Here is a 22,027-nt window from a genome sequence, read left to right on the forward strand (position 1 = left end):
GCCCGGGGGTCCGCGGCGAGGGCGCGGACCGCCTCGTCGCGCAGCGCGTCCTGGTCGACCGTGTACGGGTCGCCGGTCTGGGGTCCTGCGGGAGTGGCCCCGGACTCCGCGAGCGCGCTCTGGTTCTGCTCCAGGGCACGGGTCAGGTCGGCGACCTCCGCCTCCAGGGCGGTGACCTCCGCGTAGACGGCCGCCACCTCGGACTCCGCGGCGTCACGTCGTGACGAGGCGTCGGCGTAGCGTTGTTCGGCTTCCGTCCTCGCGAGCGCGGCGTCGGACTCCCTGCGGGCCGCGGCGTCCACCGCGGCGACCATGTCCCCCACGACGTGCTGCTGGTCCGCGGCCGCACGCCGGAGGAACTCCTGCCGTCGCCCGGCATCGGCGGGGCCGCCCGGGTCCAGGATCGCCGAGGCCGCTCCCGGAGCCGTCCCCTGGCGGTGAAGCAACCGGGAGTACTCGTCGAGGGTGCTCCTGGCGGACTCCACGCCGGATTCCGCCTGCTCGCGCTCGGCGATCGTGCGGTCGGCCTCCGCTATCGACCGGTCGAGGTCGAGTCGGGCCATCTGCAGGTCGACGAGGGTCTTGTTGACCCCCTCGCGCTTGACCGCGATGTCCTGGCGGGTGGCGTCGAGTCGCGCGGACGCATCCGCGACCGCGCGGATCAGGCCGCTGATGTCCTCGGGCGAGGCCGCGGGTTCCACCTGTGCCGCCACGACGGGCGCCTGGATCACACCCGATGCGGTGCCCAGGACGAGCGCTGCGGCGAGCAGGGCACGACCGCCCGCCGGCCCCGGACCCCGACGTCTCCGCGCTCCCGGAGCGCGGGTTGATGAATGGTCAGGCTTCACGTTTCACCTTCCGATAACCGCACGAGGATGCGGTCGACCGCGCGACCCGCGCGGCGGGATGCGTCACCGAGAAGGGTGAGGTGCCGGTGATGCCTTCCCCTGCGCCACTAGAGCCTCATACCAACTCGGCAGAACCGATGGTTCCTCTAGCACCGTAGGTCACAGAAGCCCCGTCTGGAACATCAGGCGGCAAAATACACTGCTGTAACTCGAATAACCCGAGGAACGTCGGCGTGTCGGGCGGTGATGCGGGACCGTGACCGTCAGCGGAGGCGACGCCGGAGCACGACCGCGAACGCGACCGCGACCACGATCGCGAGGACGAGCACGATGGCGGAGAGCGCTCCCCAGGGAGGCGCGGGGGCGGTGACCTTGTGCGCGAACACCGCGGCGGAGGCGACGGGGTCGAACTCCTCCCAGGCATCGTCCTGGCCCGCCTCGAGGAGATGCCGCGGAATCGTGTCGCTGGAGCTACCGACGAAGACCGGGGTCCGGACGAGGATCGTGCCCTCGTACTCCTCGTTCAGCAGGGCGGCGAGGTCGCGGGCGTCGGTGTAGACGAGCGCAGGGGCCTCGGTGTAGACCACCTTGAGATCGAGCCCACGGTCCCCCGCCTCGGTGACCACGGTCCGCAGGCCCTCGACGAACGGCTCCGGAGCGGAGACGCCGTCGTCGGCGAGGTCCCGTGACACGGCCTCGTAGTCCAGCCACTGCGGAACCTCCCCCTCCTGCAGAGACATCACCGGCTCGGCCTCGTAGGCGAGCGTGGTCACGGAAGCGTCGGAGTTGTCCACGGGCGATATGGTGCCATCTCGTCGTCGTCGAACCGAACACGCGCGCCGGACGGCGCGACACCCGCTCGGCGCCCCCCACCTTCGGGCGGGCCGGAACCTATACAGAACGACCGTACTGGTAAATTGGTGACCGCAACCGGGCGCGAGGGTCCACAATGGGTCCTGTGTCCGCCCCCGGCGTCGCCGCCCGAGACACGCGGTGACACCGGGAGGGATGACGAATCGACATTCACACCACGAGTGGAGCTGACGTGACAGCAAGCATTGACAGCTTTGGCGCCAAGGGAACCCTAGAGGTCGGCGGCCAAGCCTACGAGATCTACCGCCTGTCGGCGGTCGACGGAGCCGCGAAGCTCCCCTACTCCCTCAAGGTCCTCACCGAGAACCTGCTGCGCACCGAAGACGGTAAGAACGTCACCAAGGCGCATATCGAGGCGCTGGCGGGCTGGGACCCCGCCGCCGAGCCCGATACCGAGATCCAGTTCACGCCCGCCCGGGTGATCATGCAGGACTTCACCGGTGTCCCCTGCATCGTCGACCTCGCCACCATGCGTGAGGCCGTCAAGACGCTCGGCGGCGACCCCGACAAGGTCAACCCCCTCGCGCCGGCCGAGATGGTCATCGACCACTCGGTGATCATCGAGTCCTTCGGTGGAAAGGACTCCTTCGACAAGAACGTCGAGATCGAGTACCAGCGCAACGAGGAGCGGTACCAGTTCCTCCGCTGGGGCCAGGGCGCGTTCGACGACTTCAAGGTCGTCCCCCCCGGTACCGGCATCGTCCACCAGGTCAACATCGAGTACCTCGCCCGGTCGGTGATGGTCCGCAACGGCCAGGCCTACCCCGACACCTGTGTGGGAACCGACTCGCACACCACCATGGAGAACGGACTCGGCGTCCTGGGCTGGGGCGTCGGCGGGATCGAGGCCGAGGCCGCCATGCTCGGTCAGCCCATCTCCATGCTCATCCCCCGCGTGGTGGGATTCAAGCTCACCGGCTCGATCAAGCCGGGCGTCACCGCCACGGACGTCGTCCTGACGATCACCGAGATGCTCCGCAAGCACGGCGTCGTCGGCAAGTTCGTGGAGTTCTACGGTGCCGGTGTCGCCGCCGTGCCGCTGGCCAACCGTGCCACGATCGGCAACATGAGCCCGGAGTTCGGCTCCACCTGTGCCATGTTCCCCATCGACGGTGAGACGATCGACTACCTGCGCCTGACGGGCCGCGACGACGAGCAGCTCGCTCTGGTCGAGGCGTACGCCAAGGAGCAGGGCATGTGGCTCGACCCCGAGGCGGAGGAGCCCGTCTTCTCCGAGTACCTGGAGCTCGACCTGGGCGATGTCGTCCCCTCGATCGCCGGGCCCAAGCGTCCGCAGGACCGTATCGAGCTTGCCGACGCCAAGAGTGCGTTCCGTAAGGACATCCACAACTACGTGGACGCCGGTGTCAATCCCCTCGGTGACACCGAGAAGGGTCGGATGCAGTCCGAGGGCGGCGCCCCGTCCGACAACGTCGGTACGGCCACCCTGTCCCACGCCGAGGAGGGCTCGGTCCGGGCCGACGCCTCCGCCGGTGCCGAGGGCCGTCCCTCCAAGCCCGTCGAGGTGTCCGTCGACGGCACCGAGATGGTCCTGGACCACGGCATCGTCTCCATCGCCTCGATCACCTCCTGCACCAACACGTCCAACCCGTCGGTGATGATCGGCGCCGGGCTCCTCGCCCGCAAGGCCCACGAGAAGGGCCTCAAGGCCAAGCCGTGGGTCAAGACCTCCATGGCGCCGGGCTCCCAGGTCGTCACCGAGTACTACGAGCGCGCCGGACTCTGGCCGGACCTGGAGGCCCTCGGCTTCTACCTGGTCGGCTACGGCTGCACGACGTGTATCGGTAACTCCGGTCCGCTGCCGGAGGAGATCTCCGAGGCCATCCAGGAACATGACCTCACCGCCACAGCGGTCCTGTCCGGCAACCGCAACTTCGAGGGCCGGATCAACCAGGACGTCAAGATGAACTACCTGGCGTCCCCGCCGCTGGTCATCGCGTACTCCATCGCCGGGACCATGGACTTCGACTTCGAGACCGACTCCCTGGGCAAGGACTCCGAGGGCAACGACGTCTACCTCAAGGACATCTGGCCCTCCAGCGAGGAGATCGAGGAGACCATCAAGGCCTCCATCTCGTCCAAGGAGTACACGTCCAAGTACGCCGACGTCTTCGCCGGAGACGACCGCTGGCGCGGGCTCAGCACCCCGGACGGCAAGACCTTCGAGTGGGACGAGAAGTCCACCTACGTCCGCAAGCCCCCGTACTTCGAGGGGATGCAGATGGAGCTCACCCCGGTCGAGGACGTCAAGGGCGCCCGCGTGCTGGCCAAGCTCGGTGACTCGGTCACGACCGACCACATCTCGCCGGCGTCGACGATCAAGCCGGGCACCCCGGCCGCGCAGTACCTCGACGCCAACGGCGTGGCCCGTCAGGACTACAACTCCTTCGGGTCGCGTCGCGGCAACCACGAGGTCATGATCCGCGGCACCTTCGCCAACATCCGTCTGCAGAACCAGCTGCTGGACGGCGTCACGGGCGGCTACACGCGCGACTTCACGCAGGAGGGCGCCCCGCAGGCGTTCATCTACGACGCCGCCCAGAACTACGCCGCTCAGGGCACTCCGCTCGTCGTGCTCGGCGGCAAGGAGTACGGCACCGGGTCCTCGCGCGACTGGGCGGCCAAGGGCACCAGCCTGCTCGGCGTCAAGGCGGTCATCACCGAGTCGTTCGAGCGCATCCACCGCTCGAACCTCATCGGCATGGGCGTCATGCCGCTCCAGTTCCCCGAGGGCGAGTCGCACGAGACCCTCGGACTGGACGGCACGGAGACCTTCGACATCACCGGGATCGAGGAGCTGAACAACGGCACCACGCCCAAGACGGTCAAGGTCACCGCCACCAAGGAGGACGGCCGGACCGTCGAGTTCGACGCCAAGGTGCGCATCGACACCCCCGGCGAGGCGGAGTACTACCGCAACGGCGGAATCCTGCAGTACGTCCTGCGCAACATGATCAAGGGCTGATCACCTCCACCCCGACGGCGGTGCGCGGTAACTCCCGGTGAGACAGGGGGAACCGCGTACCGCCGTGGTGTATCCGTAGGAAGGTACAGAAATGCCCAGGGTCAGCCAGGACCACATGGACGCCCGGCGTCGCGAGATCCTGTCGGGCGCGCGCGAGTGCTTCGCCGAGTTCGGGTTCGAGGGCGCCACCGTTCGTCGCCTCGAGGAGGCCACGGGTCTGAGCCGTGGTGCGATCTTCCACCACTTCGACGACAAGGACGCGCTGTTCCTCGCACTCGCCCATGACGACGCCGCGGCGATGGCGGCCACGGTGGCGGAGCAGGGGCTGGTCCAGGTGATGCGGGAGATCCTCGCGGATCCCCACGAGTTCTCCTGGCTCGGAACGCGGCTGGAGATCGCGCGACGGATCCGCACCGACCCGGCCTTCCGCGAACGGTGGACCGACCGGCAGGTGGAGCTCGACGACGCCATCCTCACCCGCCTGCGGGAACAGAAGGACTCCGGCAGGATGCGGACGGACGTGCCGGACGACGTGCTGCGCGTCTATCTCGACATCGTCCTCGACGGGCTCATCACCCATCTCGCCACCGGACGGGGTACCGAGCACGTCAGTGCGATGCTCGATCTGGTGGAGGCGTCGTTGCGCACCGCTCGTGACTGAGTGCGGGACGCGCGTACGGTGGGGCGCATGACCGCCTCCACACCACAGATCCCCTTGATCGACCTCAACGACGGCCGTGCTATCCCCCAGCTCGGTTTCGGGACGTACCAGGTCCCGCCCGCTGATACCGAGAAGGTCGTCTCGGATGCTCTCGAGGCCGGGTACCGGCACCTCGACACCGCCCAGATGTACGGCAACGAGGACGGGGTGGGTCGTGCGATCGCGGCATCGGGTATCCCGCGCGACGAACTGTGGCTCACCACCAAGCTCAACAACTCCTCCCACGAGCGCGCCGCGGCCCGAGATTCCGCTGAGCGCTCTCTCGAGGCACTCGGTGGCCGGATCGACCTGTTCCTGGTGCACTGGCCGCTGGCCATGCATGACGACGTCGCCCGCGTGTGGGAGGCCATGGAGGGCATCCGCTCGGACTTCGCGGTGGACTCCATCGGCGTCTCCAACTTCACCCCCGCCAATCTGGCGCGACTGTCGGAGGCGGGACTCAGCACTCCCACGGTCAACCAGATCGAGTCGAACCCCTACTTCGTGAACGACGAGGTGCGCGCGGCGTGCACCGACCGCGGGATCGCGGTGGAGGCGTGGAGCCCGCTCGCGCAGGGCGCGGTCTTCGGCGACCCCCAGCTCACGGCCCTGGCGGAGCAGGTCGGTCGCTCCATCTCGCAGGTCGTCCTGCGGTGGGTGCTCCAGCGCGGGGACATCGTCTTTCCCAAGTCCTCGAGCCCGGGCCGGATGCGCGAGAACCTCGACCTCTTCGACTTCGAGCTGAACGACGAGCAGATGGCCTCGATATCGGCCCTCCACAACGGCACGCGCTCGGGGCCGGACCCCGACACCTTCGACTGGCGCGGCTGAGGCGGGCCCCGCCGGTCCGGCCCCGCCGGTCCGGCCGCAGATCGGGTGAGCCGTCACTCCGGTCAGAGTTTTCCCTCGTGAACCTACGGCGGAACGTACCTGACTGACGGTTCACCCATTTCGCGGCCGCTTTTCGACGATGGACGCGGTCGACTGGAATTAGAGTCCGTTCATGACCACCACTCGAGCGCACGGTGACGCCGCGCGCGCTGACGGCCCGTCCGCCGGGGGCCCCTCGGGTCGGATGCTCGCCTCGTACGCCGCCGGCAGCGTGGGCACGGGGGCGTTCAGCACCTTGCCCGGACTGGTGCTCGCCTATTACCTGACCGACTCGATCGGGGTGGCCGCCGCGGTGGCGACGGTGCTCGTGCTGGTGCCCAAGGTGATCGACGTCCTGGCGTACCCGTTGATCGGGGCGATCTCCGACCGCGCCTCGCACCGCACCGGTTACCGCACGGGGCTGATGCTGTTCGGGTCGCTCGCGCTACCCCTGCTCTTCGTGGCGACCTTCTCGGCCCCCACCCGGTGGGGCACCGCACTGGCCGGCGTCTGGGTGATGGGCTTCTTCCTCCTGGCCTCACTGGCATTCTCGTGTTTCCAGGTCCCCTATCTCGCCCTCCCGGCGGAGCTCACCGGTGATTCGGCCGTGAGGGTCACGATCCTCGCGTGGCGGGTGGCGGTGCTGGCCGCGACGATCCTCGTGGTGGGCGGCGGCGGTCCTGCGCTGCGCGAGGCCGCGGGCGGAGGCGCGACGGGGTACGTGGTGATGGCGGTCGGCGTATCCGTCCTGATGCTGGGCGGCATGCTGTGGGCCACGCTGGGATCCGGCCGACGGACGCTCCTGCGGGCGGACGCCCAGGTCGGTGACCTGGGCCGGCAGTACCGCGACGGACTCGACGCGCTGCGGGTGACCCGGCCGTTCCGGTTGTTGGTGGGCCTGTTCTGCCTCCAGGCGGTGGCCACGGCGGTGATGCTCGCAGGAGGCCAGTACGTCGCCACCTACATCCTGGGCAACGAGGCCGCGTTGACCGGGCTGTTCCTCGCGCTGATCGCCCCCGCACTGGTGGTGATGCCGCTGTGGGCGCGCCTGGCCCACGCCCGGGGCAAGGTCCCCGCTCTGGCGACGGCGACGATCCTGTTCACCGTCTCCGCTCTCCTGCTCATCCCCGCCGGCGTGTGGCCGGGGATGTGGGTGCACATCCCGGTCGCTCTGGCGGGCGTCGCCTACGCCGGCATGCAGGCTCTTCCCATGTCGATGCTCCCCGACACCACGGATATGGACCGCGAACTGGGCGGCCGTCGTCGCAGCGGTGCGATGAGCGGGCTGTGGACCGCCTCCGAGACCGGATCCATGGCGCTGGGGCCCGTCGTGGTGTTGGCGCTGTTGGCGGTGACCGGCTTCCGCTCGGGCGGCATCGCTGATCAGCCCGAACCGGCCCTGTGGGCGATCGTCCTGGGCTTCTCCCTCGTGCCGGCTCTGCTGACCGCGGCCAGTCTGCTCGTCATCCGCGCACTGGGCCGGGAGCACCCGAGCTGGACCCAGCCTGCACGACCGGCCTAACCCGCACTACCGACCCAGCCCGCATGAACGACCCCGCACGACGGACGGATTCCCCATGACAGTCGACCACCCGGACACCGATCCCCTCGAGAGCCTGATCGACCGGCGCGGCGCGGCAGCCCTCGAGACCCTGGCCGAGTTGCGCGCGGCCGATCCGCCGACGACCGGCGGCCGGGTCCTGTCCTACGTCTACGACTCGGGACTGGAGGGGGTGGACCGCGTGGCCGTCCGCGCGGCCGGTCTGGCGCACGGCGTCAACGGCCTCGACCCGACCGTGTTCGGGTCGGTCGCGCGGATCCACCGCGGGATCGTGGACCGGGTTCGCACGATCCTGGGCGGGGGCCCCGGCGACGGCCGGGATATCGACGACGACGTCCACGGTGTCGTGACGTCAGGCGGCACCGAGAGCTGCATGCTGGCGTGTCTGGCGGCCCGGGAGGTCGCGGGGCGTGCCCCCGGCAGCGGCGGGACGATCGTCGCCCCGGTGACCGTCCACGCGGCGTTCCGCAAGGCCGCCCACGTTCTGGGGATGCGGTTCGTCGGCGTCGAGGTGGACCCCGCCTCGGGCCGCGTGTCCGCCGCGGACCTCCTGGGTGCCGTGGATCGGGACACCTGCCTGGTGGTGTGCTCGGCGTCTTCCTACCCCACCGGTGTGATCGACCCGGTCGAACAGGTCGCCGCCGGGCTCGACGCGCACCATGACCCGCAGATCGGGCTGCACGTCGACGCCTGCCTGGGCGGACTGGTGCTGCCGTTCTGGCCGGGCGGGGTGGGGTCGATGTGGGATCTGCGAATCGGGCGTGTGACCAGCATCTCCGCCGATCTGCACAAGTACGGTTTCGCCCCCAAAGGGACCTCGGTGCTGCTCAGCCGGGGCCGCACCAGGCATCGCGCATCCTGGTTCTCCACCGTGGACTGGCCGGGCTACCCGGTGGTCAACCCCACCCTGTCCGGGTCCAAGCCACTCGAACCCGCGGCCGCCGCGTGGGCGGTGCTCGAGGCCCTGGGCGACGACGGCCAGTCCGAACTCGTCGCGCGCACCGCCCGGGCGACCGCGGTCCTCGTGGAAGGCTTGTCCGGAATCGAGGGCCTGCGGGTGATCGACTCCGATCCGGGACCCCTGATCACCGTGGTGGCCGACGGGTCGGTGGGAGATGCCGGGCGGGTCCACCCCCACCTGTGGGCGGACGAGTGCGGTCGACGGGGCATCGCGGTGCAGGCGCAACCGGCCTACCGCCAGCAGCGCGGTGCGTTGCCGTCGTCGTCCCACCTCACCATCACCCCGGTGACCGAACGCCTGACGGACGAGATCCTCGCCGTGGCCCGGGCGTCCGCCGACGCGGTGCGCGGGAGGCCGGACCCGTCACCCCCGGCGGCGTTCGCCGACGTCCTGGCCGCGCTGGAGGCCGGCGCCCTCTCCCCCGGTGATCTGCTGACCCTCAACGAGGATGACGTGCACGCGATGGTGTCCGGGGTCCTCGGCGACACAGGTGGAGAAGACGACGGCATGGCGCCACTCCTCGCGGCGATCGAGCGCCTCCCGGCCGAGGTGGGCGCCCGGCTCGTGCGTGCGTACCTCGCGGCCGTGATGGAGTAGTCAGGTCCACGACGACGGCCGCCCCCCGACCTGAGTCGAGGGGCGGCGCGTGATGGCACGTGCTGGTGTCAGACCAGGACCGGGTCAGACCAGGACCGGGCCAGGCCCGGACTGCGTCAGACCAGGACCGCGTCAGACCAGGACCGCGATGGCGACGTTGACCACTCCCAGAATGCCGGCGATGTTCGCCAGGGTCCTCGTGCTGCCCGCGGCCCTGGCCTCCCGGCGGACGCCGATCACCGCCACGACCAGGATGACGATCGCGATGACGAGCTTGATCCCGATCTTCATGTGGTTGAGGTCCACGTCCTGCATCTCGCGCAGGCCGACGAGTAGAAGGCCGGTCACGACCTGGAGGATCGCACCGTGCAGGATCGCCTTGTTCACCAGCGGCGCCTTGATGGTGGCGAGCCACCCGCCGATGATTCCGGCCAGGCCGATGAAGTGCAGGATCAGAACGATGTCAAAAACGAGGTCCATGGGAAGAAGTGTCTCAAACCCCCTGGTCAGGGTGGTCGCTAAGGATCGCCTAACCGCCCGAGCGGGGTTCAGCGGTGCAGCAGGGTCGCAAATCCCACCAGTGCGACCCCGCCGACGGTCATCACGGCGAACGCCACCCACCGTGTGTCCCATCCGAGCATCCGCTCGTACGCCGCGGTGACCTTCCGGGTGGCGACGGGGAAGCGTGACCACACCCACGCCAGGAGGACGAACGGCCCGATCAGCGCGACCAGAAAGACTAGGTAGGCGCACACCCTGACCACGGGATCCGTGCTCACGCTCTCGACCAACCGTCCGGTGAGATACATGATCGGCAGTGTGGTCAGGCCGATGACGGCCGAGGTGAACCCGAGGACGAACAGGGCGGCCGGGGGCGAGCTCTGGTCGGGTGCCCGCTCCGGGCGTCGTGGGAGCTCGGGGACGACCCGGACCCACAGCACCATCGCGCACGCCAGAGCCAGCAGAAGCACGCCCACCACCAGGTCGACGTCGCGATTCTCCACCACCGCATCCCCGCGCCGGTGGACCTGGTCCACGAGATTCGCGGGGTTGACGCCGTGGAGGGCCAGCGCGAGCGCGGTGGCCCCGGACGCCAGACCCGTGAGCAACCACGTCATACGTGCGCGCACGTTCTGATTCCGCGCGAGGATGTCGGCGGTCGCGCCGTAGAGCGCGGGACTCAGGCCCCGCGCCAGGCCGAACCCGATCAGTGTCGGCACGGCCGCGATCCATCCCGCCACCTCGTGCATGCGCCCCCGTTTCGTCGTCTCGACAGTAGTACCGATTGGGGACCGGTCGCGCCCGGGTCGGCAATAGTATGACCAGTGTTCACCGCCGCTGAGAGGACCACGATGCGCGTACTCGTCACCAGTTCCAGGAACACCTTCGCCCTGGACATCATCCGCAAGCTCGGCAGCCGTGGTCACACCGTGGTGGCGAGCGACACCTACTCGGGAGCGACGGGCAGTCACTCCAAGTACCTCGCGGGCCATGCCGTCACGGCCTCCCCCCGCTACGACACCGACCAGTTCATCCGCGACGTGAACCGGATCGTCGGAGAGTACGAGATCGACCTGATCATCCCGACCTTCGAGGAGGTGTTCTACCTCGCGGCGCGGGCCGCCGATCTGCCCGCGGGGGTCACGCTCTTCGCCGGGAGATTTGCCAAGCTCGCGCAGTTGCACGACAAGGCCAGCTTCCAGCGGCTGGTGGAGCGGTCCGGAGTGCCGATCCCCGAGACCATCGTCGCCACGGACCACGCCTCGCTGATGGCCGCCATCGACAAGTACCCGCGCTATTTCGCCCGCGCGGCGTTCTCGCGGGGAGGCGTGGGTCTGTTGACCAACACCGGGCCGCTGGCGGGCAAGATGTCCGTTGACGACTGCCACCCCACCGAGGAACAGCCGTGGCTCGTGCAACCGTTCGTCGACGGCCCCATGGTGTGTACCTACAGCACCGTCGTGGACGGCCGGGTCACCTCGCACTGCACCTACCGCGCCCCCGAGCAGTGGGCGCACAGTACGGGCATCACCTTCCTCGCCGTGGACAGCACCGACACCCTCGACTACACCAGGCGCATCGTCGAGGCACTCGATCCGGGGTTCACGGGCCAGCTCTCCTTCGACTTCGTCGACGACAACGGGCAGTTCTACGCCATCGAGTGCAATCCACGTCCGACCAATGGCGTCATCCTGCTCGGCGCCGACGAGCTCGAGCAGGCGCTGACCGGCGGGAACTCCGAGCCGTTCGTCGTCGAACCGGGCGTCGAGCGTCAGATCAGCCTTGCCGTACTCGCCGACGCTTTCGCCGAGCCGCTCAAGCATCTGCCCACCTCACTGCACGACCTGCTCCACGTGAAGGACGTCGGTTCGGGGTGGCACGACTCCTTCGCCATGATGTGGAGCCCCGCGACGCTCATCCACGGTGCCAAGCTGAGCCACGGCCAGCGCAAGGAGTTGCTGGGCGCTCTGGGCGACGACATCGTGTGGAACGGAGAGCCCATCACGAGAATGAGCGCGGCCGATGCAGCCTCCCTCGAGGACGTTCACGAGCAGCGGATCTGAGAATCGCGCGGTCAGGTGTGTCCTTCGCGCTCGGGTTGCGGCCGGGACCGGTCCGCCGGTCGACACCGGTGAGGCAGTCGGTGGAAACGTGATACTGCACCGCCCGCTGGTGTCGTCCCTGGTGGCCGGTACCCCGGAAGTGCGCAGCGTCAGACGACCGGCCGACGATGGCAGGCCCGCGTTCGACCTGGCCTACGTGCGGACCGGCCCGCGCACCCGCCGCCCGACGGTGGTGGTCCCCGGCGGCCCGGGGCTGGGTTCGGTGCTCCCCTATCGCGGGTTCAGGCGCCATGCCGGTCGCCTCGGGCTCGATCTGATCATGATCGAGCACAGGGGCGTCGGCCTGTCCCGCACCGACACCTCCGGGCGGGACCTGCCGGAATCGGCCATGCGGGTCGCCGCCGTCGCCGGGGACATCGCCGCGGTTCTCGACCGGGAGCACGTGGACTCGGCTCACCTCGCCGGATCCTCCTACGGGAGCTACGTCGTGTCCTGCGTCGGCGCCCTGTACCCGGAACGCGTCGCGGGGATGGTGTTGGACTCGGCGCTGCAGTCGTCGACGGACATCGACCTGGAGCGGCGGGCCGTGCGCTCGACATTCTGGGAGGCAGACACCGACATCGCGGCGGATGTGCGACGTCTCCACGCGCGCGGGGAGGACGGTCGGCGACTGCTCGACGTGATCCGCGCGGCCTATGAGTTGGGTGGGCCGGAACTGCTCGGTCCGCTACTGCGGGCGAGGGTGCGGGGACGGGGACGGTTTCCGACCCCGGACGCCGTGGCCTGGCGACTGCTCGAGACGTACGCGACCAGGGGTGGCTCGCCCGCTCGCGTTCCGGGGGTCTACGAGTTCGACCTCGCCGGGACGATCGGATTCCGCGAGCTGGGGTACGGCGCGCCCACGGACGGCCTGCCCCTGGATCCCGCGCTCACCTATGCTCCGATCGCGCACCGGTTCCCCGGGTTCGATGCGGAGCCGGTCGACCTGCGTCGCGAGACCTCCCGGTTCACCTGGCCGATGGTGCTTCTCAGCGGTACCAGGGATCTGCGCACACCGCCCGCCATCGCTGATCGCGTGGCCTCGATCGCCCCGGACCCGGTTGTCGCCCGGATCGACAACGGCCACAGTGCGTTGGACACCCATCCCGAAGCGATGCTGGTCGCGATCGAGCACCTGGTCACCGGTCGTCCCCACGATCTTCCCGGCCGGGTCGATGCGCTGAACGCTCTTCCCCGCCGCGGCGTGTCGGCCCGGTTTCCGGACGTGCTCTCGGGACTGGTTCGCCGTGTCGGGACCTGAGCCTGGAGGCGAGTCGTTCAGGCGTCCTCGGACTGACGTGGCAGGACCACGACGGGCGAGTGCGCGTGCGACACCACATGCTGGCTCACCGAGCCCATGAGCAGTCCGCGGAAGCCACCCCATCCCCGGCTGCCCACCACCACGAGCCGGGCGTCCTGCGACGCGGTGACGATCGCCTCCGCAGGATGACCGCGGATCACGGTCTGCTCAACCTGTGCCTCGTCACCCAGCGTGTCCCGAACGGAGTCCGCGAGCATGGTGCGAGCCCTGTCCTCCAGGACTTCGGGGTCCACCCACCCGGCCATGGCGTACGGGCCGACGACTGCCGGCGTCTCCACTGCGGCGAGCGCGATCACGGGCGCCCCGACCGTGCTCGCGTAGTCGGCGGCCCAGGCCAGGGCCTTGAGCGAGTCCGGGCCCCCGTCCACCCCTACGACGACTGGCTTTGCGTCCATTGGTCGACCTCCTCCGTGAGACCGTCGACGGGGCATCCGGCGTCAGTCCGGATCCGGCGACACTCTCACCGTAGCCGCACCGCAACGATGCTGCGGCCGAGAGAGAAGATCGGAAGACTCCGAATTTGAGCTATCGCGTGCGCGGTCACAGGCGAGTCAGTTCTACACCGCGTCTCAACTTGTAACTGCCAGGCTGAAGGACAGATCTGACCGCTGCACGAGACGAACGCTGGGGCACGCGTTTCCAGGCCACCGCCCGAGTGCTCCACTACGATTCGAAGATGATGTGACGGATGGTGACGACCGACCCGATCCGCTGACCCGTTCCGCCCCGAGGAGACCCACTCACTGTGCTGCAGAACTCCCCCCGCTGGACCGAGGTCTCCCGCTCGGCCTTCGAGCACGAGTAGCAGGGGCTGGCCCTGCTCGCCAACGCCGTGCCGGACTCGGCGCCCCTACCGGGTGTCGGCCAACTTCGAGTTCCAGGACGGCCACGGCCAGTGGCACGAGGTCGACGCGCTGGTGGTGGGTCAGTCCCGCATTCACCTGCTCGAGCTCAAGTCGTATCACGGCCGGATTGGCGGCGACGAGCACCGTTGGGTGACCGACCGTGGCGGCCGCGTGGACAGAATGCGCTCGCCGATGGTGGCCACGCGCCGCAAGGCCCAGCGGTTCAAGTCCAAGCTCGAGCAGGAGATCGCTCGCATCGCCCGGGACCAAGACGAGGACCCGCACATCCGCGACGTGGCAGCCAAGGTGGGACGGCTGCCGTGGATCCAGGAGGCTGTGTTCCTCCAAGACCCCGGGGTCACTTCGCACCTGCCGGCGGACAAGGCGCACAACATCTTTGGGGGTGGACCCGGCGGACTTTCCGGGCCGTGAGGTCCACACCAACCTCCCGCCGGTCGCTGACCGCGTCCAGGAGCCGGTGGGGCGCGAGCGGATCAGCGAGGCGCTGAGCATCCTCATCGCGCTGGCCATGCGCCGGATCGCCGGGATCACCGTCCGCGATCACCTGGCAGGCTCGTACCTCCTGCACGACCGGATCGACTCCCCTGACCCGCGCTTCCACGAATGGGAGGGCGAGCACCGCGAGACCCAGGAGCCGATCCGCGCGCGGGTGCTAAACGTGGAGGCGGCCGCCACGGAGGGCGAGCGGATGCGCATGCGCCGGACGCTGCGCCGGGAGTACGAGCTGCTGTCCGGCCTGGGCAACGAGCACATCGTGGCTCCCCGCTCGATGGAGACGCTGCGCGGCACCTCGGACGAGGTGGTGATCTACCCGGCGCTGCCGGATCACCGTCCGCTGGACGTGGCTCTGCCGGGCGCCAAGCTCTCGGCCCGGGAGCGGGTGGAGATCGTCCGCCAGGTGGCGGACGCGCTGTTGTACGCCCACCGGCATCAGGTGGCGCACCGGGGACTCGATCCCACCACGGTGCTGCTCAACGCCGCGCTGCTCGCCATGCGGCCCGTCGACTCCTACGGCCGGATCGAGGTCAAGGTCGACGGCTGGTCGGGGGCGGGCGCCGCGGAGGCGTCGGGAACGGTCCTGGGGGCCACGGGCTCGGCCACCTCGGTGCCCGGGGAGGAGCTGGCGGGCCGGGTGCACTTGGCGCCGGAGGCGTCGGGCATCGTCACGCCGGACCGGATGGCGGCGGACCTGTTCTCCCTCGGAGCGCTGGCGTACTACGTCCTCACCGGCGGTCGGGCCCCGGCGCCCGACCGCTCCTCGCTGCTGGACCGCCTGGAGCGGGACCGCGGCCTGGACATGTCGGCGGTGACGAGCGAGTTCGACGCAGGGCTCCGCGAGCTGGTCATGGACGCCACCGCGGCGACGGTGGAGGCGAGAAGCAAGAAGTCCGACGTCACAAGCGCCAGTCAGGGGCTCTCCCCCGTGATCGGGTTCGAGCGGCGCCTGGCCAAGGCCGGGCGCCCGGCGATCGCGCAGCCCGCTGCGGAGCAGATGGACGCGCTGCGCCCGATGATCGACGGGGTCCTCGAGGACCGCTTCGTCATCAAGAAGGTGCTGGGCTCGGGCTCCACGGCGGTGGGGCTTCAGGTGGAGGACCTCAACGACGACTCCACGGACAAGACCAAGGTCCTCAAAGTCGCCCGGGCCGAGCGCGCGGCCGAGCGGCTCGAGTTCTGGGAGTCCCTACCCGAGAGCGAGCGGCCGCTGCCGGAGGTGCCGCCTGCGCTGGTCGACAAGCTCAAGTTCTCGGAGGCGCTCCCCGTCGAATGGGCGAGCGAGGTGATCTCGCGGCGGATGGTGGCGGGTTAGCGAAATCGTCAAGGACTGACTGTGGAACCGGGACATAGCTAGCCTTGTGTCATGGCGGAGTTCTGGGGAATCCACAACGACCAACCGACGATCGATCCCGTTACCGACTGTGCGGTGCGAATTGGCTGGGACGAGGTAGGCGACCTTTCTAAGATCCAGCCGACAAGGGACGCGTTCAAAGAAGCACTTAGCGCGGCCATCTCGGACTCAACCTCCTCAATAGCAGCGTGGGCGGGAACGCTCTTTCGGTTCATCCACGTGCTCAAGGTGGGCGACATCATCGTGTGCCCCGACCGTTCGGCACGCACCCTGAACATCGGGAGAGTGTCAGGGGAATACGAGTTCCACGCAGATGTGGTGATGTACTCCCACTGGCGCCCGGTGGAGTGGCTTATCACAGGGGTGTCGCGAGATGAGTTTTCAGTTCCTGCTCAGAATGAATTGAGCGCTGCCACCACGTTATTCACTCTCGTGACGGGAAAAGAGGAGATCGAGCAGCTACTAAGTGATCCTCCCCCTGCGGATACCCCGGCGGCGTTTGAGTGGGCGCCCTTCTACGAAGAACTCGCCAACGCTGTGTTGACCTACCGCAACGATCGAAAGGTACTGCTGGAGAAGCTCTGGAACGTCGCGCGTAACTCCGGACTAGAGCATCTGTTTAAGTACCTTCGAACCGACTTCCGCACAGACGGAACGCGTGGCGCGCTGCGGGACGTGGATCCGTTTACCGTGTTCAGCCCATTCAACAGAGGGATCAAGGAATCGGCTCGAGCCCAGATTGCTCGAACCTTCAAAGACGAGTTTGGCATTTTCGCAACGGCACCGTCCGAGTTCTCCGGCATCCCGATCGTGAACAACCTGAACTCATGGTTCATCAGGTGGGAGAACGATCGAGACCCAGACCAGATTGACCTCCTTTGGGACCTAGCAGAATCGGCCGTCGCCTACGCGTCGGCTGCGACCGAGGAGACTCGCGAATCACTGGTGGCGGCGTTCGATGCTGCCGCGCATGGCAACACGCGCCAATTGTCAATGGGTCTGTATTGGATTCGTCCCCATGTGTTCACCGCGTTCGACCAGGTCAATGCCGGCTTCTTGTCGGACCAGTACCCAGATCTTGCCCGGGGGCTCGACTTGCGTGCGAAAATTGACGGCGAGGCGTTTCTGGCGAACACCGAAGAGGTCCAAACGTGGATCACTGACTCGACTTCCCCGTTCAACTCGATACCGGAATTGTCATTTGCGGCGTGGAAACATGCGAACAACACATCGTCAAGTGCGGCCGATGAAGGAGTGCCGGACGAGAAACCTGGTACGACGGTAGAGGTCGGTGGACTCCCTGGGGACATCTTTACGATCGATTCCATCATCGAGGACGCCAGCTTCATTCCGCGTCATGAACTTGAGGCGATGCGTGAACGATTGCTGGTTAAGAAAAACCTCATTCTTCAAGGCCCTCCGGGGACGGGAAAGACGTGGCTCGCCAGACGGTTGGCGTGGACGGTTTGCAATGAACGCGGTAGCGCCCGGACCACGGTCCTGCAGTTCCATCCCTCGATGTCGTACGAGGACTTTGTGCGCGGATATCGACCCACCGTTAAGGGCGAGCTCAAGCTAGCCGACGGGCCGTTCCTGGAGATCAGTACCACCGCGCGGGCCGATCCTGATCACAAGTACGTGATGGTAATCGAAGAAATTAACCGTGGTAACCCAGCACAAATCTTCGGAGAATTGCTAACGCTTCTCGAGGCAGATAAGCGGACCTCTGAGTACGCCATGCGGCTTTCCTACCCCCGTACCGAGGACGAGCGATTTCATATTCCACCAAATCTATTCATCATCGGCACGATGAATGTCGCAGATCGGTCATTGGCACTAGTGGATATGGCATTACGCCGGAGATTCGCTTTCGTCGAGCTGAGACCGCAGTTCGGTAATGGCTGGGCGCAGCACGTAAGTGGTCTCGGCTACGACCTCGGCACCCTGGAGCGATTCGGTGCCCGGATGGACGAACTCAACAGTCGCATAGCCGAGGACCGATCGCTGGGGAGGCAATTCTGCATCGGACACAGCTTCGTGACCCCCTCCGCCGACATTAGGCGCGGAGGCCTGGACACCCGCGAGTGGCTTGAGCGTGTCGTGGACACGGAGATCACCCCTCTACTTGAGGAGTATTGGTTCGACCGTCCAGAAGAAGTTTCCAAGTACATCGTCTCGCTACTCGAACCGTAGACGTATGAAGATCCCGGTCCGGAACCTGTGGCTGCTCCAACTGTTCGCGTCGCACCTGTATCGCCATGCGGGAGATGATTTCGCCGGAGTCGAGAAGTTGCCTGAAGAGATTCCCGAACTTGTTGCGGGGATGCTAGCGGAGGAAGTGACGACACGGTTGCATTCGGGTTTGTCCGTGGGATTCGTCCGGACAAGCGAGGACCTCTGTAGGGTGCGGGGGCGCATCGATGTGCTAAGCACTACTCGCCACCGGCTACTCGAGCGAGGAAAGGTTCGCTGTCGGTTTGATGACATCGTTGCCGACACGCCGGGAAACCGGCTGGTTCGGGCAGGACTTCAGCGTGCCGATGCTCTCTTGCCTGGCAATCCCCTATTCCGGTCGCTGGTTCTGCAATTGCAAGGGGCCGGAGTAACTGGCCCGCCGCCCCATCCCGATATCTCCAGGTCCCTGCGTCGCCAACGCCTCCTGGCACGGGATCACCGAATGCTGACCCTCGCAGAGTTGCTTCTCTCGCTCTCTATTCCCGATCAGAGCGGCCATGACTTTGCCATGGTGGGCCCAGACGACTCCGACAATTACCTGCGGAAGCTATTCGAACACGCCGCGCACGGCTTCTACGAGCATTCTCTCGGTAGGCGAGGATGGCAGGTCGATCATGGTAAACGCCTGAACTGGGACATCGAGGACAGCACGGAAGGGATACATGAGATCCTTCCCGGCATGCAGACCGACGTCATTTTGCGTGGTCCTCTGACCGGGTCGAACGGCGTGCGACGCAAGGTCGTGATCGACACAAAATTCAACCGGGTCGTCGTTGCCGGACTCCATCGAGACGAGACCTTGAGAAGCGGATACATCTTCCAGATCTATGCCTACCTTATGTCCCAGCACGGAAAGGGGGAAGAACATCGTCGCGCCGAGGGACTCCTTCTTCACCCCGTCGTCGACGGACACGTCGACGAGGAGGTGACGATTCAAGGCCACCGAATCAGGTTCTCCACGGTGGACCTGAGAGCCTCTGCCATGACCATAGCGAGGCAGTTGTCCGACGCCGTGTCGGAACGGAACTCCAGTGGATCTTAGAGTTCAGTTCGTCTACGCGAGTTCGACGATCTCCATGTACTCCTGGCTCCACAGGTCCTCCGTGCCGTCCGGCAGGATGATCACCCGCTCGGGCTCGAGGGCCTCCACAGCACCGGGGTCGTGGGTCACCAGGACCACCGCGCCCTCGTAGCTGCGCAGGGCGTCGAGGACCTGCTCGCGCGAGATCGGGTCGAGGTTGTTGGTGGGCTCGTCGAGCAGCAGCACGTTGGCGGCCGACGACACCAGGCCGGCCAACGCCAGTCGGGTGCGCTCGCCACCGGACAGGGTGCCGGCGGGCTGCTCGAGCTGGGGGCCGGTGAACATGAACGCCCCCAGCAGACCGCGCAGGTCCTGCTCCCCCGCGTCGGGTGCGGCGTGGCGGATGTTCTCCCACACACTGGCGTCCATGTCCAGGGTGTCGTGCTCCTGGGCGAAGTAGCCCACCTTGAGGCCGTGGCCGGAGACGACCCCGCCCTCACCGTCGGTGCGCTCGACACCCGCGAGGAGCTTGAGCAGGGTGGTCTTGCCGGCACCGTTGTACCCCAGCACCACCACCCGGCTGCCCTTGTCGATCGCCAGATCCACCCCGGCGAAGACCTCCAGGGAGCCGTACATCTTGGTCAGGCCCTTGGCGAACATCGGGGTCTTGCCGCACGCGGCCGGGGTGGGGAACTTGATGTGCGCCACCTTGTCGGCCACCCGGACCTCGTCGAGCTGGTTCATCATGGTCTCGGCGCGGCGGATCATCTGCTTGGCCGCCGCGGCCTTGGTGGCCTTGGCGCCCAGCTTGGCGGCCTGCGTCTTGAGGGCGGAGGCCTTCTTCTCGGCGTTCGCGCGTTCCCGACGGCGCCGCGCCTCATCGGTGGCGCGGGCGTCGAGGTACTTCTGCCAGCCCATGTTGTAGGCGTCGATCTCCCCGCGTACGGCGTCGAGGAACCACACCCTGTTGACCACGGCCTCGAGGAGTTCCACGTCGTGGGAGATGATGATCAGCCCGCCCTCGTGCTTCTCGAGGAACGAGCGCAGCCACGTGATGGAGTCGGCGTCGAGGTGGTTGGTCGGCTCGTCCAGCAGCAGCATGGTCTGGGACTTGCCCGCCCCGTCGGACGCGGCGAACAGGATCCGGGCCAATTCCACGCGCCGGCGCTGACCGCCCGACAGTGTCCCGAGGTTCTGGGTGAGGATCCGCTCCTCCAGCCCGAGGCTGCTGCAGATGCGGGCCGCCTCGCTCTCGGCCTCGTATCCGCCCCGGGCGGAGAACTCGTCCTCGAGCCGCCCGTACTTGCGCACGGCCCTGTCCATCGCCGCGTCGTCGGGCGCCTCGACCATCTGCTCCTGGGCCTCGGCCATCTGGAGCATCAGGACGTCCAACCCGCGGGCCGACAGCACCCGGCTGCGGGCCAGCTGGTCCATGTTGCCCTCGCGGGGATCCTGCGGGAGGTACCCCACGTCGCTGGTCGAGACGACCTTCCCGGCGTAGGGCTCCCCCTCACCGGCGAGGATCCTCATCGTCGTCGTCTTCCCCGCGCCGTTCCTGCCCACCAGGCCGATCCGGTCGCCGGGCTGGACCCGCAGCGAGGACCCGTCCATGTGGAGCAGGGTGCGCACGCCGGCGCGCACCTCCAGGTCGTCGATGGTGATCACGTGCGCGGGTACCTCGTCTGTTCTCGGGTGGGTTCTGGCCGACCAGCCACTCTACCTGCGGCGCGAGTCGCGGGACGACTCCGGTGACCGGGGTCTCCGCCCGGGCCTGGTCCACCCGCCGGACAGCGCCCCCGGGGGTGACCTCACCCCGCTCTGCGCCCGTACAGGTTCTGGACTGCGCGGCCGGTGCGTCCCACCGGTCGTCGGACAGGAGCGTGTCGGTGATGACGCCGCCACCGGGACCGCCCACGTCTCGAAGTCCAGATGCACCCACCCCGGTTCCGGTTCCCGGTGCAGCGAGACCACAAGGTCGCAGTTGACCCCCGGGTAGGTCAGCGGGTCGGCGGCCAGCTGGTGGTAGAACGCTCCCGGCACGTCCACGCCCTCCCCTCGGCGGTACTGTCAGTCGTGATGGATGCCACGGGGGGTGCACTCTACGACGTCGCCGTCGTCGGTCTCGGACCGTCCGGCCGTGCGCTCGCCTCCCGTTGCGCGGACGCGGGCCTGAGTGTGCTCGCGATCGATCCGCGGCCGGACGCGCCGTGGCGTCAGACGCTGTCCCTGTGGGCCGACCAGCTGCCCCCGTGGCTCTCGGTGACGCAGTGTGGTGTCGACGTCCTGGCGCACTCCGTCGACGCCCCGGCGCTCCATTCCCCCGGACGGGCGGTGCTGAACCGGACCTACAGCGTGCTGGACAACGCCGCACTGCGAGAGGCTCTCCCGCTCGGGGACGGCGTGACCGTCGAGACCACCGCCGTCGACGACGCCGGGTTGCCGGCCCTGACCGCCCGTGCGCACCGCGTCGTGGACTGCCGCGGCGCCGGTGGCCCACACAACACCGGACCCCTCCAGACGGCCTACGGGATCGTCCTGGACGAGGCGGACGCCGCCCCCGCCCTCGGCGGTGAGACGGCGCTGTTCATGGACTGGCGTGCCGATCACGACGACGACGACGACCTGGGCCCCAGCTTCCTGTACGCGATACCCGTGGGCGGGGACAGGGTCCTGCTGGAGGAGACGTGCCTCGCGGGCCTGTCCGCCCCGGATCCCGCCGAGCTGGCCGACCGGCTC

Annotated in this window: 18 protein-coding genes; 12 read left to right on the forward strand and 6 right to left on the reverse strand. The window is 67.9% G+C overall.

The annotated features are described in order from the left end of the window. Together IY392_RS02555 and IY392_RS02560 are read right to left on the reverse strand one after the other, a co-directional pair. Positions 1–848, reverse strand: an 848-nt coding sequence (locus IY392_RS02555) for a coiled-coil domain-containing protein (RefSeq protein WP_375292882.1), incomplete at its 3' end; no start/stop codon positions are given. A 263-nt stretch (positions 849–1,111) separates the two neighbouring features. After that, positions 1,112–1,642: a DUF6676 family protein gene (locus tag IY392_RS02560; protein ID WP_194860425.1), complete on the reverse strand. Its 531-nt coding sequence runs from the start codon at positions 1,640–1,642 to the stop codon at positions 1,112–1,114. Between the two features lie 251 nt (positions 1,643–1,893). On the opposite strand from IY392_RS02560, the gene IY392_RS02565 reads away from it, so the two are divergent. From IY392_RS02565 to IY392_RS02585, 5 genes are all read left to right on the forward strand, one after another. Continuing rightward, positions 1,894–4,707 carry an aconitate hydratase gene (locus IY392_RS02565; protein ID WP_182612942.1) on the forward strand — a complete coding sequence of 938 codons (2,814 nt, stop codon included), beginning with the start codon at positions 1,894–1,896 and terminating at the stop codon, positions 4,705–4,707. Between the two features lie 91 nt (positions 4,708–4,798). Continuing rightward, positions 4,799–5,368: a TetR/AcrR family transcriptional regulator gene (locus IY392_RS02570; RefSeq protein WP_107756482.1), complete on the forward strand. Its 570-nt coding sequence runs from the start codon at positions 4,799–4,801 to the stop codon at positions 5,366–5,368. A gap of 27 nt (positions 5,369–5,395) precedes the next feature. After that, positions 5,396–6,238, forward strand: a complete 843-nt coding sequence (locus IY392_RS02575; protein ID WP_194860426.1) for an aldo/keto reductase — start codon at positions 5,396–5,398, stop codon at positions 6,236–6,238. Positions 6,239–6,410: 172 nt separating this feature from the next. Then, positions 6,411–7,799: an MFS transporter gene (locus tag IY392_RS02580; RefSeq protein ID WP_194860427.1), complete on the forward strand. Its 1,389-nt coding sequence runs from the start codon at positions 6,411–6,413 to the stop codon at positions 7,797–7,799. Positions 7,800–7,854: 55 nt separating this feature from the next. Continuing rightward, positions 7,855–9,396: an aminotransferase class V-fold PLP-dependent enzyme gene (locus tag IY392_RS02585; RefSeq protein WP_194860428.1), complete on the forward strand. Its 1,542-nt coding sequence runs from the start codon at positions 7,855–7,857 to the stop codon at positions 9,394–9,396. A 132-nt stretch (positions 9,397–9,528) separates the two neighbouring features. Here the strand turns inward: IY392_RS02585 and IY392_RS02590 are convergent, their stop codons facing one another. Both IY392_RS02590 and IY392_RS02595 read right to left on the reverse strand, forming a co-directional pair. Continuing rightward, positions 9,529–9,876 (reverse strand): hypothetical protein, encoded by a 348-nt coding sequence (locus tag IY392_RS02590; protein ID WP_194860429.1) that lies wholly within the window; start codon positions 9,874–9,876, stop codon positions 9,529–9,531. 68 nt (positions 9,877–9,944) lie between these two features. Next, complete coding sequence (locus tag IY392_RS02595) at positions 9,945–10,616, reverse strand: GAP family protein (RefSeq protein WP_194860430.1); 672 nt, start codon at positions 10,614–10,616, stop codon at positions 9,945–9,947. Between the two features lie 105 nt (positions 10,617–10,721). On the opposite strand from IY392_RS02595, the gene IY392_RS02600 reads away from it, so the two are divergent. Next, positions 10,722–11,960, forward strand: a complete 1,239-nt coding sequence (locus tag IY392_RS02600) for a carbamoyl-phosphate synthase large subunit (RefSeq protein WP_309233982.1) — start codon at positions 10,722–10,724, stop codon at positions 11,958–11,960. Between the two features lie 88 nt (positions 11,961–12,048). Further along, complete coding sequence (locus IY392_RS02605) at positions 12,049–13,260, forward strand: alpha/beta fold hydrolase (protein WP_309233983.1); 1,212 nt, start codon at positions 12,049–12,051, stop codon at positions 13,258–13,260. A 17-nt stretch (positions 13,261–13,277) separates the two neighbouring features. On the opposite strand, the gene IY392_RS02610 is transcribed toward IY392_RS02605, so the two are convergent. After that, positions 13,278–13,715, reverse strand: a complete 438-nt coding sequence (locus tag IY392_RS02610; RefSeq protein ID WP_107756486.1) for a universal stress protein — start codon at positions 13,713–13,715, stop codon at positions 13,278–13,280. Positions 13,716–14,063: 348 nt separating this feature from the next. On the opposite strand from IY392_RS02610, the gene IY392_RS02615 reads away from it, so the two are divergent. The 4 genes from IY392_RS02615 to IY392_RS02630 are packed head-to-tail and all read left to right on the forward strand — an operon-like array spanning position 14,064 to position 19,312. Next, complete coding sequence (locus tag IY392_RS02615) at positions 14,064–14,597, forward strand: NERD domain-containing protein (RefSeq protein ID WP_228548932.1); 534 nt, start codon at positions 14,064–14,066, stop codon at positions 14,595–14,597. Then, the gene (locus IY392_RS02620; RefSeq protein ID WP_194860432.1) at positions 14,569–15,996 is read left to right on the forward strand and encodes a hypothetical protein; all 1,428 of its coding nucleotides are present in this window, start codon (positions 14,569–14,571) and stop codon (positions 15,994–15,996) included. Before IY392_RS02615 ends, IY392_RS02620 begins: the two co-directional genes overlap by 29 nt. A gap of 51 nt (positions 15,997–16,047) precedes the next feature. After that, positions 16,048–18,228: an AAA family ATPase gene (locus tag IY392_RS02625; RefSeq protein WP_194860433.1), complete on the forward strand. Its 2,181-nt coding sequence runs from the start codon at positions 16,048–16,050 to the stop codon at positions 18,226–18,228. Between the two features lie 4 nt (positions 18,229–18,232). Next, a complete protein-coding gene (locus IY392_RS02630) occupies positions 18,233–19,312 on the forward strand; it encodes a 5-methylcytosine-specific restriction endonuclease system specificity protein McrC (protein ID WP_194860434.1) in 1,080 nt (359 codons plus the stop codon). 12 nt (positions 19,313–19,324) lie between these two features. On the opposite strand, the gene IY392_RS02635 is transcribed toward IY392_RS02630, so the two are convergent. After that, the gene (locus IY392_RS02635) at positions 19,325–20,956 is read right to left on the reverse strand and encodes an ABC-F family ATP-binding cassette domain-containing protein (RefSeq protein WP_107756487.1); all 1,632 of its coding nucleotides are present in this window, start codon (positions 20,954–20,956) and stop codon (positions 19,325–19,327) included. 411 nt (positions 20,957–21,367) lie between these two features. Here IY392_RS02635 and IY392_RS02640 point away from each other — a divergent pair. Further along, the coding region (locus IY392_RS02640) for a lycopene cyclase family protein (protein WP_255541996.1) at positions 21,368–22,027 on the forward strand (660 nt) is incomplete at its 3' end.

Source organism: Dietzia sp. SYD-A1 (assembly GCF_015356725.1).
Lineage (GTDB): Bacteria > Actinomycetota > Actinomycetes > Mycobacteriales > Mycobacteriaceae > Dietzia.

Excerpts from the sequence above, each read along its gene's own strand:
- IY392_RS02630 (WP_194860434.1), top strand. The coding sequence starts at position 18,233 with ATGAAGATCCCGGTCCGGAACCTGTGGCTGCTCCAACTGTTCGCGTCG.
- IY392_RS02585 (WP_194860428.1), top strand. The coding sequence starts at position 7,855 with ATGACAGTCGACCACCCGGACACCGATCCCCTCGAGAGCCTGATCGAC.
- IY392_RS02590 (WP_194860429.1), bottom strand. The coding sequence starts at position 9,876 with ATGGACCTCGTTTTTGACATCGTTCTGATCCTGCACTTCATCGGCCTG.
- IY392_RS02570 (WP_107756482.1), top strand. The coding sequence starts at position 4,799 with ATGCCCAGGGTCAGCCAGGACCACATGGACGCCCGGCGTCGCGAGATC.
- IY392_RS02625 (WP_194860433.1), top strand. The coding sequence starts at position 16,048 with ATGGCGGAGTTCTGGGGAATCCACAACGACCAACCGACGATCGATCCC.
- IY392_RS02610 (WP_107756486.1), bottom strand. The coding sequence starts at position 13,715 with ATGGACGCAAAGCCAGTCGTCGTAGGGGTGGACGGGGGCCCGGACTCG.
- IY392_RS02575 (WP_194860426.1), top strand. The coding sequence starts at position 5,396 with ATGACCGCCTCCACACCACAGATCCCCTTGATCGACCTCAACGACGGC.
- IY392_RS02580 (WP_194860427.1), top strand. The coding sequence starts at position 6,411 with ATGACCACCACTCGAGCGCACGGTGACGCCGCGCGCGCTGACGGCCCG.